Annotated in this window: 2 protein-coding genes; both read left to right on the plus strand. The window is 73.1% G+C overall.

The genetic code is table 11. The features are described 5' to 3' along the window. Positions 1-52 precede the first annotated feature (52 nt). The gene (locus U9983_RS22570) at positions 53-7,609 is read left to right on the plus strand and encodes an SDR family NAD(P)-dependent oxidoreductase (protein WP_322755940.1); all 7,557 of its coding nucleotides are present in this window, start codon (positions 53-55) and stop codon (positions 7,607-7,609) included. Between the two features lie 18 nt (positions 7,610-7,627). Beyond that, positions 7,628-13,795 (plus strand): type I polyketide synthase (locus tag U9983_RS22575; protein ID WP_322755939.1); only part of this gene is annotated, 6,168 nt, incomplete at its 3' end.

The following is a 13,795-nucleotide window of genomic DNA, read 5'->3' on the forward strand; positions in this document are numbered from 1 at the left end:
GTCCGACGAGCCCCGCGGCCGCTGCGCCTCCGTCGACTCCGCCGAGGCCGGCCTGTGGCAGGCAGTGCGGGCGAACGATGCCGAGCGGCTGGCCGCCGAGCTCTGCGTGGGCGACGCGGACGCGGTCGAGACGACTCTGACGACGCTCGGGTCATGGCGCCGCCGGCGCGACGAGGACGCGGCGCTGGACGGCTGGCGCTACCAGGTTGTCTGGTGCCCGATCCCCGACGTCGCCCGCTGCGCCCTGGACGGCCGGGTGATCCTTGTTGTGCCGGGCGGAATGACGTCCGATCCCTGGCTGGATGCCGTCGACACGGCGCTGCGAGCCCACGGCGCGCGAGTGCGTCGGCTGGAGCTACATCCCGACACTGTCGCCGGGGACCTGCGGGCCGCCGTCAGCGAGGAACCGACGGTCGCGGTCGTCTCGCTCCTGGCGCTGCGGCCGTCGGGGATCGCCGCCGGCATGACGAGCCTTCCGTCGGCGGTCGCCGAAACCATGACCTTGGTCGACGCGATCGACGTCGCGGAGATCGACGCGCCGATCTGGTGTGTGACGACAGGAGGCGCGCCCGCAGACCCCATGTATCCGGATGATCCCGCCCAAGGGTCCCCACGCCCGGATCAGTCGATGCTCTGGGGCTTCGGCCGGGTCCAGGCTCTGGAACGGCCCGGCGTCTGGGGCGGGCTGATCGACGTTCCGGAGGCACCGTCCGAGGCGGTCGCCGGGCGGCTGGTCCGCGCGCTGACCGGCGGCGAGGAGGAGGTGGCCGTCCGCGAGCCGACCGCCTTCGCTCGCCGGCTGGTTCGGGCCCCGGCCGATGACCCGGCGGCGAGCGGCGCTTCGGGCGTCGGATGGAGGCCGAGCGGCAGCGTGCTGATAACCGGCTTCGCCGATGAGCTGGGTATGCGGGTGGCCCGGTGGGCCGCCGCCAACGGCGCCGAAGAGATCACTCTCGTCAGCCGCCGAGGTCCTGACGCCCCAGGCGCGGGCGCGCTCATCGACGAGCTCGCCGGGGTCGCTGTGCGGGCGACCGCGCTGGCCTGTGATGTAACCGATCGGCCGGCCCTCGCCGACGTCGTTCGCCGACTCACCGCGGACGGGCACCAGCTCGACGCCGTCATCCACCTCGTCGGCGTCGACGGTGCGAGCAACGACGCCGCGGGCATCGACACCGCGTTCACGGCGGTGCTGCGCGGAGCTTCCCACCTCGACGAGCTGATCGACAGCCCGGCCACGGCGTTCGTGTTGTTTTCCTCCCTTGTGGGCGTGCTCGGCTCGCTGGGCCAGAGCGCTCAGGCGATGGCGGACGCCCACCTGGCGAGCCTCGCTGCCCGTCGGCACGGACGCGGCCTGGCGGCGACCGCGATCGCCTGGGGGCCGTGGGACGAGGCCGCCACCCACGGTCCGGGCATCAACCGCCTTGATCCGGACCTCGGACTCGCCGGCCTGCGCCGGGCGGTCGCCGGTGGGGCGCCATTCTCGGTCATCGCCGACATCGAGTGGCCACGTTTCGTCCCGACGTATACCGCGGCGCGCTCGCGCCCTGTGCTCGCCGACCTGCCCGACGCGCGAACCGACCGCCCGACCGCGGGATCGCCGCCCGTGGCCGGCGGCGCCTGGGCGGCGCGGCTCTGGGAACTGGACGGCGACGAGCGGATCGCGATGGCCCTCGACCTGGTACGCGAGCAGGTCGCGATCGTCCTCGGGCACGACTCGGCCGCCGCCGTGCGGGACGACCGTACCTTCCGGGACGCCGGCTTCGACTCGGTGGCCGCGGTCGAGATCCGCAACCGCCTGACGGCCGCGACCGGTCTGACGTTGTCGCCAACCCTCGTCTTCGACCACCCGACGCCGGTCGCGCTCGCGACCCGCCTCGTCGAGACCGCGACCGGGGCGGCCGACGACATTGGGGACGGCGCCGCGGGCGACGGCGCGAGGGCTGTCCCCGCGGCGGTCGACGAACCAGTCGCGGTCGTCGGCATGGCCTGCCGGTACCCCGGCGGGGTCGTGTCACCCGACGACCTGTGGCGTCTGGTCGCGTCCGGGACCGACGCGACCAGCGAGTTCCCCGCCGACCGGGACTGGGATCTCGACGAGCTGTACGACCCGGACCCGGCCGCCCCGGGCAAGAGCTACACGCGCCGAGGGGGCTTCCTCGCGGACGTGTTCGCGTTCGACGCGGACTTCTTCGACATCTCCCCCCGGGAGGCCGCCTCGATGGATCCGCAGCAGCGGCTTCTGCTCGAAACGTCCTGGGAGGCCATCGAGCACGCCGGCATCGACCCGACGGCGCTGCGCGGCAGCCGCACCGGCGTCTTCGTCGGTTCCAGCGGGCAGGACTACCCGGACCTGTTGCCGGGCCGCCCCGAGGACTTCGACGGCTACCTCATGACGGGCAACGCGGCCAGCGTGATGTCGGGCCGCCTGTCGTACACCTTCGGGTTCGAGGGGCCGGCCGTCACCATCGACACCGCCTGTTCGTCGTCCCTGGTGGCTCTGCATCTCGGCGCCCGGGCGCTGCGGGCCGGCGAGTGCGACATGGCGCTCGTCGGCGGCGTGGTCGTGATGACCACGCCGAGCGCCTTCATCGAGTTCAGCCGGCTGCGGGGGCTGTCCACCGACGGCCGTTGCAGGGCGTTCGCCGCGGGCGCGGACGGGACCGGCTGGGCCGAAGGCGTGGGGATGCTGCTGGTCGAGCGGCTGTCCGACGCGAGGCGCAACGGACATCGGGTGCTCGCGGTCGTTCGGGCCAGCGCGGTCAACCAGGACGGCGCTTCCAACGGCCTGACCGCCCCGAACGGCACCTCTCAACGGAAGGTCATCCGTCAGGCGCTCGCTGCCGCCGGGCTGGGCGCGGCGGACGTGGACGTGGTCGAGGCACACGGCACCGGCACTGCCCTCGGAGATCCGATCGAGGCGTCCGCGCTGCTCGCGACCTACGGCAAGGACCGGCCGGCGGACCGGCCGCTGTGGCTCGGGTCGCTGAAGTCCAACATCGGGCACTCCCAAGCCGCCGCCGGTGTCGGCGGTGTGGTCAAGATGGTCATGGCGATGCGGCACGCCACCATGCCGGCCACGTTGCACGTGGACGAACCGACCCCGCGCGTCGACTGGTCGGCGGGAACGGTCAGCCTGCTCGCCGAGGCACGGCCGTGGGACAGCGACGGCCGTCCGCGCCGCGCCGCCATCTCGTCGTTCGGCGCGAGCGGCACCAACGCGCACGTCATCCTCGAGGAGGCTCAGGAGGAGGCCCCAGCCCGGGCCCAGGAGAGTGCGCCGCGACCCGAGCCGGTTTCGGTGTCCACGGCGAACATCGTTCCCTGGGTCCTGTCGGCACGTACCGACGCGGCGCTCGCCGGCCAGGCGCGGCGCCTTCTGGCGCATCTCGTCGAGGACGAGGTCGGTGACAGCCGCGGGGACGGCTCCCCGGCCGCGTTGGATGTGGCCTGGTCGCTCGTCTCGTCGCGATCCACCTTCACCCACCGTGCGGTGGTGCTCGGCGGCCCGGACGAGCTGGCCTCCGGTCTGGCCGCGCTCGCGGCCGGGGAGCCGTCCCCGCAGGTGGTGACCGGGGTGGCCGCGGCGTCCCCGCCCCGGGTGGTGTTCGTGTTCCCAGGGCAGGGCGCCCAGTGGCCGGGGATGGCGCTCGCCCTCGCCGACGGCTCGCCCGTGTTCGCCGAGTCGATGGCCGACTGCGCGCGGGCGCTCGACCCGCTGACCGGCTGGTCGCTGCTTGACGCGCTGCGCGGCACCGGCGCCGACGTCGAACGGGTGGACGTCGTCCAGCCGCTGCTGTTCGCGGTGATGGTGTCGCTGGCGCGGCTGTGGCGGTCGTTCGGCGTGCGGCCGGCGGCTGTGGTCGGGCACTCACAGGGCGAGATCGCCGCCGCGTGTGTCGCGGGCGGGCTGTCGCTCGACGACGCCGCCCGGGTGGTGGCGCTGCGCAGCAAGGCCCTGCTCGCGCTGGTCGGCGGTGCAGGGATGGCGTCAGTCCCGCTACCGGCCGCCCAGATCGGCGAGCGGTTGGCCGACTGGGGGTCGGACCTGGCGGTCGCGGCGGTGAACGGACCGGCCTCGACGGTGGTGTCCGGGGGCGACGCAGCCCTGGACGCGATGATCGCCGAACTGACCGGGGCGGGGGTAAGGGCTCGCCGCATCCCCGTCGACTACGCCTCGCACTCGGCGCACGTTGAACTGATCCGGTCAGAGCTCCTTGACACGCTGTCCCCGGTGACGCCGAAGGCCGGCTCCGTCCCGATGTACTCCACCGTGACCGGTGGTTTGATCGACACCGCCACCCTCGACGCGGAGTACTGGTACCGCAACCTGCGCCAGACCGTCCGGCTCGACGAGGCCGTCCGCGCCCTGTTGGCCGACGGGCACACGATGTTCGTTGAGGTCAGCCCCCACCCGGTCGTCATCCCGGGGGTTCGGGAGACCATCGAGGACGTCGGCGTCCCAGCGACGACGGCATGGTCGCTGCGGCGCGACGACGGCGGCATGGAGCAGTTCCTGCGCAACGTCGCCGAGCTTCACGTGCGGGGCGCGTCGGTCGCCTGGCCGAACCTGTTCGCCGGAACGGGCGCGCGGACCATGCCGTTACCGACCTACGCGTTCGCCCGCCAGCCCTATCGGTTCCGCGAGGCGGCGCCAGCGGCCGCGGACATCGGCTCGGCCGGTTTGCGAGCGACCGGCCATCCCCTGCTGCCCGCCGTCGTCGACCTGGCGGACGGCGACGGCATCGTCCTGACCGCCACCCTGTCCAGGCGGGCGCATCCGTGGCTGGCCGACCACGCGGTCGACGAGACGGCGATCCTGCCGGGCACGGCTTTCGTCGAGTTCGCCGTCGTGGCCGGTGACCAGGTCGGCGCCGCGCGGGTCGAGGAGCTGACGTTGGCGGCGCCCCTGGTCGTCCCCCACGACGGCGGCGTGCGGGTGCAGGTGGTCGTGGGCGGACCTGACCTGTCGGGCCGCCGCGAGTTCGCCGTCTACTCCCGCGTGGACACTGCCGTCTCGAGCGAGGCCGTAGCCAGCGAGACCGACGAACCATCCGAACCCTGGACGCGGCACGCGACCGGCGCCCTCGTCCCGACCGCCGGGCCGGCGCCGGAAGGCCTGAAGGAGTGGCCGCCGGCCGGCGCCGCCGAGGTCGACGTGGCCGACGCCTACGACCTGCTCGAGGAGAGCGGCTATGGCTACGGTCCGTCCTTCCAGGGTCTGCGGCGGCTGTGGACACGTGACGACGAGGTCTTCGTCGAGGTGGCCCTGCCCGACGAGCCGGCGGCTGCGGCGGACTCCTTCATCGCCCACCCCGCCCTGCTCGACGCGGCGCTGCACGGCATGCTGCTCAGGATCCGCGGCCTCACCGGTCCGAACCTCGCCGACCAGGGCGGTGAAGCCCGGGCGCGGCCGGTGCTGCCGTTCTCCTGGTCGGGGGTCAGCATGCACGCGTCCGGAGCGGCTCAGCTGCGGGTCCGCTTCCGTCCGGCGGGAGACAGCGCGGTGTCCGTCGTCGCCGCGGACAGCGCGGGGGCGCCGGTCGCAACCGTCGACTCGCTCGCCTGGCGACCGGCGCCCGACAACCTGCCGAACGAGGCTCGGCGCCCGGCACGTCCGGAGGGGCTGTACCGGATCCGCTGGGTCACACCCTCCGCGTGGGCTTCGCTCCCGGCGACTGCGTCAACTGCGTCGACTGATCCTAGCCCCGCGGACACGAGTTCCTGGGTGATGATCGGCGACGGCGTGGCGTCCCTCAGCGGCGTCCAGACCGTCCCGAGCCTGCAGGCGCTCACGGCGGCCGTCGACGGCGGCGCGCCCGTTCCGCCTGTCGTCGTCCTCCCATTCGACCCGCCGTTGACCGGCGACGTCGTCGCGGACACGCATGCCACGGCCCGGCAGGTGCTGGACATCGCCCAGCGGTGGCTGGCCGACCAGCGTTTCGAAGCGTCGCGGCTTGTCGTCGCGACTCGGGCCGGCGTCGAACGATCCGGTTCGCCCCAGGACCTGGCGCCGATCTCGGCGCTCGGCCTGCTTCGGTCCGCCCAGACCGAGAACGCGGATCGGTTCGTTCTTGTGGATCTCGACGGTGCGGATGAGTCGTGGCGCGCGCTGCCGGCGGTCGTCGGCCTCGGCGAGCCACAGGTAGCGGTTCGCGACGGCGCGCCGCTCGTTCCCCGGCTGGAACGGGTGTCCGCCGATGACGGGCACGAGGGGAGCGAGCCGCCCAGCCTGGACCCGGACGGAACTGTGCTGATCACTGGCGGGACCGGGGTCCTCGGCGGCCTGCTCGCGCGCCACCTGGTTCGGCGGTGGCGGGTACGCCACCTGCTGCTCACCAGCCGCCGTGGGCTCGATGCCCCCGGTGTGGGCGACCTCGTCGACGAGCTGGCCGGCTTGGGCGCCCAGGTGGACGTCGTAGCCTGCGACATGGCCGACCGGGAGGCGGTGGCGGCCATGCTTGCCGCGGTGCCCGCCGGGCGTCCGCTGACCGCCGTCGTGCACGCGGCCGGCCTGTCCGACGACGGCGTGATCACGTCGCTGACCGGCGAGCGGGTGAGCGACGTGCTGAAACCCAAGGTCGACGCGGCCTGGCACCTCCACGAGCTGACGCGGCGGGACAACCTGGCGGCATTCGTGTCGTTCTCGTCGGCCGCAGCCGCGCTCGGCGGGGCGGGCCAGGGCAACTACGCCGCCGCCAACGCGTTCCTCGACGCGCTTGCGGTGTACCGGCGAGCGTCCGGTCTTCCCGCGGTGACCTTGTCGTGGGGCCTGTGGGGACAGGCGACCGGGATAACCGGGCGTCTCGGCGAGGCCGACTTCGAGCGGATGGCCCGCGCGGGAATTGCGGCCCTCGGTACGGACGAGGCGCTGGCCCTGTTCGACGAGGCTCTGGCTGCGCACCCGGCCGAGCCGTGGCTGCTGCCGATGCGGTTGCACCTGCGTCGGCTCCGGGCCCAGGGTGACGCGCTGCCCGCTGTCCTGCGCGGCCTCGTCGACACCCGCAGACGGCGGGCCGCGGGCGCCGTGGCGGCTGCCGCCGAGCCGGACCTACCGGCTCGGCTGGCGGCCATGAGCGAGGTCGAGCAGCTCAGCCTCCTGCTCGACCTGGTCCGCGTGAACGTCGCTACCGTGCTGGGCAGTGCCGATCGGTCCGCGGTCGACGACGAACGCGCCTTCAGCGACCTTGGCTTCGACTCGCTGACCGCGGTCGACCTGCGTAACCGGCTCAACGCGGCGACCGGACGCCGGCTGCCGGCGACGTTGGTTTTCGACTACCCGACACCTCGGGCGCTGGCGACCTACCTTCGCGGCCGGCTGGTCGAGTCAGCCGCCGCGTCGACGGCCGGATCGCAGGCCGGCCCGGGCGGCGGCGTGGACGTCTCGGTGTTGGCGAGGATCGACCAGCTCGAGGCGGCGATGGCGGCGGGCGCCGTCGATGCCAGCGAGCGGGACCAGGCCAGGGCCCGGCTGCTGCAGTTGCTGGCCCAGTGGGATGCGAACGGCGCCGACGCCCCCGGCGATGGCGGTGTCCGCGAACAGCTCGAAGCCTCCTCACCCGAGGAGCTGTTCGAGTTCGTCGGCAAGGAATTCGGCATCGACCTTGACTGACCCGCGGCCGAGAAACGCATGAGAGGCGCGCAGATGGCGGACGACAAGAAGATCCTTTCCTACCTGAAGAGGGTGACGGCGGATCTCTACCAGACCCGCGAAGCCCTTCGGGAGCTCCAGCGCCGTGGTCGGGAGCCGATCGCGATCGTCGGCATGGCCTGCCGCTATCCCGGCGGCGTGCGGTCCCCTGAGGATCTGTGGCGGCTGGTGAGAGCCGGCGAGGACGCGGTGACTCCCTTCCCGCGCACCCGCGGCTGGGACGAGGACCTCTACGACCCCGACCCGGACCGCCCGGGTAAAAGCTACGTCCGCGAGGGTGGGTTCCTGCTTGAGGCCGACGAGTTCGACCCGGCGTTCTTCGGGATGAGCCCGCGCGAAGCGCTCGCCGTCGACGTGCAACAACGCTTGCTGCTGGAAATCTCGTGGGAGGCCTTCGAACGCGCCGGGATCCTGCCGCGGTCCGTCGCGGAGCAGCCGGTCGGTGTCTACGCCGGGCTGATGTACAACGACTACGGTTCCCGACTGCGGCCCGTCCCCGCCGGCTTCGAGGGCTACCTGCTGCACGGCAGCTCCGGCAGTGTCGCGTCCGGCCGAATCGCCTACACCCTGGGCCTGGTGGGTCCCGCGGTCACCGTCGACACGGCCTGTTCGTCGTCGCTGGTGGCGCTGCACCTGGCGGCGCGCGCGCTGCGAGCGGGGGAATGCTCGCTCGCGCTGGCGGGTGGGGTGACCGTCATGGCCACCCCCGGACCGTTCATCGAGTTCAGCCGGCAACGCGGACTTGCCGCTGACGGCCGGTCGAAGTCGTTCGCGGCCTCGGCCGACGGCGCCGGCTGGGGTGAGGGAGCCGGGATTCTCCTGTTGGAGCGGCTGTCGGACGCGCGCCGCAACGGTCATCCCGTCCTCGCGGTCGTGGCGGGAAGCGCGACCAACCAGGATGGGGCATCGAACGGGTTCACTGCGCCGAACGGTCCCTCGCAGCAACGAGTGATCCGCGACGCCCTCGCCGACGCCGGCTTGGCGGCCGCCGACATCGACGCCGTGGAGGCCCATGGGACCGGCACCCCGCTCGGCGACTCGATCGAGGCCGAGGCGTTATTGGCCAGCTACGGCCAGGACCGCGCGCCCGAACGCCCGCTGTGGCTGGGATCGCTGAAGTCGAACATCGGGCACGCCCAGGCCGCCGCCGGTGTCGGTGGAGTGATCAAGACCGTGATGGCGCTGCAGGCTGGAGAACTCCCGCGCACCCTGCACGCCGACGAGCCGAACCCCCGCATCGAGTGGAGGTCCGGCGCCGTGGAACTGTTGACCACCGCGCGCTCCTGGCCCCGGCTGGACGGCCGGGCTCGCCGGGCTGGGGTGTCGTCCTTCGGGATCAGCGGGACCAACGCGCACGTGATCCTGGAGGAGGCACCCGAGCCCGAGGCGTCATCGGCGCAGGCGCCAAGCGACGCGCCGGTCGAGGTCGTGGCGGACCCGGTCGCCGACGACAGTGTCGTGCCCTGGGTGGTGTCAGCCAGGTCCGAGGCGGGCCTGGCGGCGCAGGCCGCGCGGCTGGTGAGCTGGCTCGACCGGGTGGACGTGCCCTGCGCGCTGGATGTGGGCTGGTCACTGGCGTTCACCCGGACGCTGTTCGAGCATCGCGCGGTCGTCGTCGGGAAGCATCGGGAGGAGCTGGCGGCCGGACTCGCCGCCGTCGCGCGTGGCGAACGGTCCGCTGGACGCGGGCGGGCGGCGCCGGGCCGGTTGGCCGTGCTGTTCACCGGTCAGGGTTCGCAGCGCGTGGGCATGGGCCGGGAGCTGGCCGCGGCCTTCCCGGTGTTCGCCCGCGCGCTGGACGAGGTGTGCGCGGCGTTCGATCCGCAAATGGACGATCCCCTGGTGGTCGGGGCGGCTTCGGCCGGGTCCCTGCGGGACCGGATGTTCACCGGCCCCGCTGACGCGCTGGACGACACCGCGTCGGCGCAGCCGGCCCTGTTCGCGATCGAGGTCGCCCTGTACCGCCTGATGGAGTCCTGGGGAGTGACACCCGACTTCGTCGCGGGTCATTCGATCGGCGAGTTGGCCGCCGTCCACGTCGCCGGACTCTGGTCGCTCCAGGACGCCGCCCGGGTTGTCGTGCGGCGCGGACAGCTCATGAGCGAACTTCCCGCGGGCGGCGTCATGGCTGCCGTCGAGGCGAGTGAGGCCGAGGTCGCCGAAGCGCTGGCGGAGCGCGGCGCCGGCTCGCCGGTCGGAATCGGCGCGATCAACGGTCCGACGTCGGTGGTCCTCTCCGGTGATCGTGATGCCGTGCTCGACGTGGTGGCGCGGTTCGCGGCGATGGGCCGGGCCACCAAGCGTCTCGCCGTCAGCCACGCTTTCCACTCGGCGTTGATGGAACCGATGCTGGACGCGTTCCGCGAGACGCTGGCGACGGTCACGTTCCGCGCGCCGCGCATACCGATCGTCTCGAACGTGACCGGGCAGGTCGCCGACCCCGCGCGGATCAGCGATCCCGAGTACTGGGTGTCGCATGCGCGGGAACCGGTCCGGTTCGCCGCCGGCACACGGACGCTGGCGGCCGAGGGCGTGACGACGTTCCTCGAGGTCGGCCCGGATGCCGTCGTGTCCGCAATGGTGACTGACTGCGTCGAGCGGCCGGACCAGGTCGCGGCGATCCCCGTGCTGCGCGCCGGTCGACCCGAGCCGGTCGCCGCCGTCAGCGCGTTCGGCGGGCTGGTCGCGCGCGGCGTCAAGACCGATCTTGGGCCTCTGCTGGCAGGCGGGCACCGGGTCGACCTGCCGACCTACGCGTTCGCGCGGGACCGGTACTGGCTGGAGCCCGCGTCCGGCGCGGCCGACGTCGCCTCCGCGGGCCTCGGCGTCGCCAGGCACCCGCTGCTGCGCGCCGCCGTGCGGATCGCCGACCGCGATGAGCTGGTGTTGACCGGCCGCCTGTCGCGTGCCGCACAGCCATGGCTGGCCGACCATGTGATCCTCGGCACGGTCCTGCTGCCGGGTACCGCGTTCGTCGAGTTGGCGACGTACGCCGCGGCCGAGGTCGGGTCGGCGGCCGTCGACGAGCTGACCCTGCGGGCGCCGCTGACGCTGCCTGAGCGGGGCGGGGTGGACGTCCAGATCGTCGTCGGCGCGTCCGGCCGAGACGGTCGCCGATCCTTCGGCGTCTACTCCCGCCTCCAGACGGCCGACGCCGGTGATGGCGCCGAGTACGCCGAGGGAGCGTGGTCCCAGCACGTCGACGGTGTGCTCGCGCCCGCGTCGCCCGCCGCAGGGGGCGACGGCGGCCGCGAACTGGTTGACTGGCCGCCGCCGGGCGCCGCCGAGGTGGACGTCGACGGCGCCTACGCACGGTTGGCCCAGGCCGATCACTCCTACGGCCCCGCGTTCCAGAACCTTCGCGCCGTGTGGCGCTCCGGCGACGACGTCTTCGCCGAGGTTGCGATGCCCGCCTCGCGGCGGGCCGAGGCGGAGACGTTCGGTCTGCATCCGGCGTTGCTCGACGCGGTGCTGCACGCAATCGGCCTCACCGAGCTGTTCGAAGACGACCAGCCCCGCCTCCCGTTCGCGTTCAGCGGCATCCGTCTGTACGCGTCGGGCGCGTCGGCGGTCCGGGCGCGGCTGTCCCGCACGGGCGCGGAGCGGGTGTCCATCGACGTCGCCGACCATGCCGGTCGGCCGGTCGCCACGATCGACTCGCTGGTGTTGCGGCCGGTGTCGCCCGAGCAGCTGCGCGCCGCGAATGATCCGGTGCGCGACGCGTTGTTCCAGGTCGACTGGGTGCGGGCCGAGCTGACCGATTCGGCGACGCCGGCGGGGGGCTGGGCCGTGCTCGGGTCCGGCCCCTGCGCCCCGGCCGTGGCGGACGCCCTGGGCGCCGCCTTCCACCCGGATCTGGTCGCCGCCCACGACGCGGTGGTCCGATCCGACGATGTCCGCGGCGGCGTTCCCGACGTGGTTGTGGCGCCACTGCCGCCGAGCGGCGACGTGGGGCCGTCCCATGTCCGTGAGGCGGTTGTCGCCGCGCTCGACCTGGCGCGGGCATGGACCACGGATGACCTGTTCGCCGACTCCCGGCTGGTCGTGCTGACCCAGGGGGCCGTGCCTGCCGAGGGTGACGACGATCTGACCGACCTGCCGCACGCCGCCGCCTGGGGTCTGCTGGCTTCCGCCCAGGCCGAGCATCCCGGACGGATCGTCCTCGTCGACCTCGACGCCGGGGCGCTCGACGGCGCCGCACTGACCCGGCTGCTCGCCTCGGACGAACCCAGGGCGGCGATCCGGGGCGATGCCGTGCTCGTGCCGCGGCTGGCGCGTCCGGGGGCGTCCGGGGGCGGCGGCGAGGTGACAAGCCCGTTGTCCGCCGCCGGAACGGTCATCATCACGGGCGGCACCGGTGCTCTGGGCGGGCGGATCGCGCGCCATCTGGCGACCGAGCACGGTGTGCGTGATCTGGTGCTGCTCAGCCGGCGCGGGATGGCCGTTCCGGGCGCCGAGCGGCTCCGCGACGACCTGGTCGCGCTGGGCGCGGCGGTTCGCGTCGAGGCGTGCGACGCCGCCGACCGGGCTGCGCTGGCGAATCTGCTGGCGACCCTGCCGGTGACTGCCGGTCGATCGCTTGCGGTGGTGCACGCGGCCGGTGTTCTCGACGACGGGGTCCTGGACGCCCTGACACCAGACCGGATCGACACGGTCCTGCGTCCCAAGACGACGGCGGCGTGGAACCTGCACGAGCTCACGACCGCTCTGAGCAGGGACACCGGGGTACAGGTGACCGCCTTCGTCCTGTTCTCGTCCGTGGCGGCGACCTTCGGGTCCGCAGGCCAGGCCAGCTACGCCGCTGCCAACGCCTACCTGGACGCGCTGGCGTCCTACCGCGCCGCGGCCGGCCTGCCGGCCACGTCTATGGCCTGGGGTTTCTGGGAGCAGGCGGACGGCATGACCGCAGCGTTGGGTGACGCCGACCGCCGGCGCGCGGCCAGGGCGGGCGTCGTCCCGTTGTCGGAGGATGACGGCCTGGCCCTGTTCGATGCCGCCATGCGCCTGGGCACTTCGAGGGTCGTCCCGGCCCGGCTGGCGCTTGGGGAACGCCGCGACCGGACCGCGGTGCCGGCGATCCTGCGCAGCCTCGTCCGCGTGCCGTCCGCACGCCGGACCGTCCAGGCTGACGCCGGCGACGGCGAGGGCAGCGTCGACGCCTTGCGTCGGCGGTTGGTGCGGATGCCCGAGCGGGAGCGGGAGAACGCCATCATGGCCGTCGTGCGCGCCCAGGTCGCGGAGGTGCTGGGCCACGGCTCGCCCGATGCGATCGACCCGGGGCTGGCCTTCAAGGACATGGGGTTCGACTCGCTGACCGCCGTCGAGCTGCGTAACCGGCTTGGCGCCGAGGTCGGCCTGCGACTGCCGGCCACGTTGACGTTCGACTATCCGACGCCGGCCGCCGTCAGCGCGCACCTACTGGCCGAGCTGCTGGGCGCCGTCGACCCTGCCTGGGTCGATGTTGATCGTCCGGTGGCGCCGGCGGCGGTCCTTGCCGACGATCCGATCGCGATCGTGGGGATGGCCTGCCGTTTCCCCGGTGGGGTGGCGTCACCGCAGGAGCTGTGGGACCTGGTTGCCTCCGGCGCGGACGCCATCAGCGAGTTCCCCACCAACCGTGGCTGGGACCTGGACAGCCTCTACGACCCCGATCCGGCCCGCGTCGGCACCTCGTACACCCGCCACGGCGGATTCATCCAAGGGGTCGACCTCTTCGACGCCGGCTTCTTCGGTATTTCGCCGCGTGAGGCACTAGGGCTGGACCCCCAGCAGCGGTTGTTGCTGGAGACGTCGTGGGAGGCGTTGGAGCGGGCCGAGATCGATCCGCGCTTGCTGCGGGGCAGTCGGACCGGTGTCTATGTCGGAGCCAACGGGCAGGACTATGCCGAACTGATCGCGCGGTCTCGGGCCGATTACGAGGGATACCTGCTTACTGGCGGCTCGGCGAGCGTGATCTCCGGTCGTATCGCGTATTCGTTCGGGTTTGAAGGGCCGGCGTTGACGGTGGATACGGCGTGTTCGTCGTCGCTGGTCGCGGTGCACCTGGCCATCCGTGCCCTGCTGGCCGGGGAGTGTTCGCTGGCGCTGGCGTGCGGCGCGGCCCTGATGGCCACCCCTACGCTGTTCGTGGAGTTCAGCCGGCAGCGC

This window comes from Protofrankia sp. Cas3, from assembly GCF_963555955.1.
Classification (GTDB): domain Bacteria; phylum Actinomycetota; class Actinomycetes; order Frankiales; family Frankiaceae; genus Protofrankia.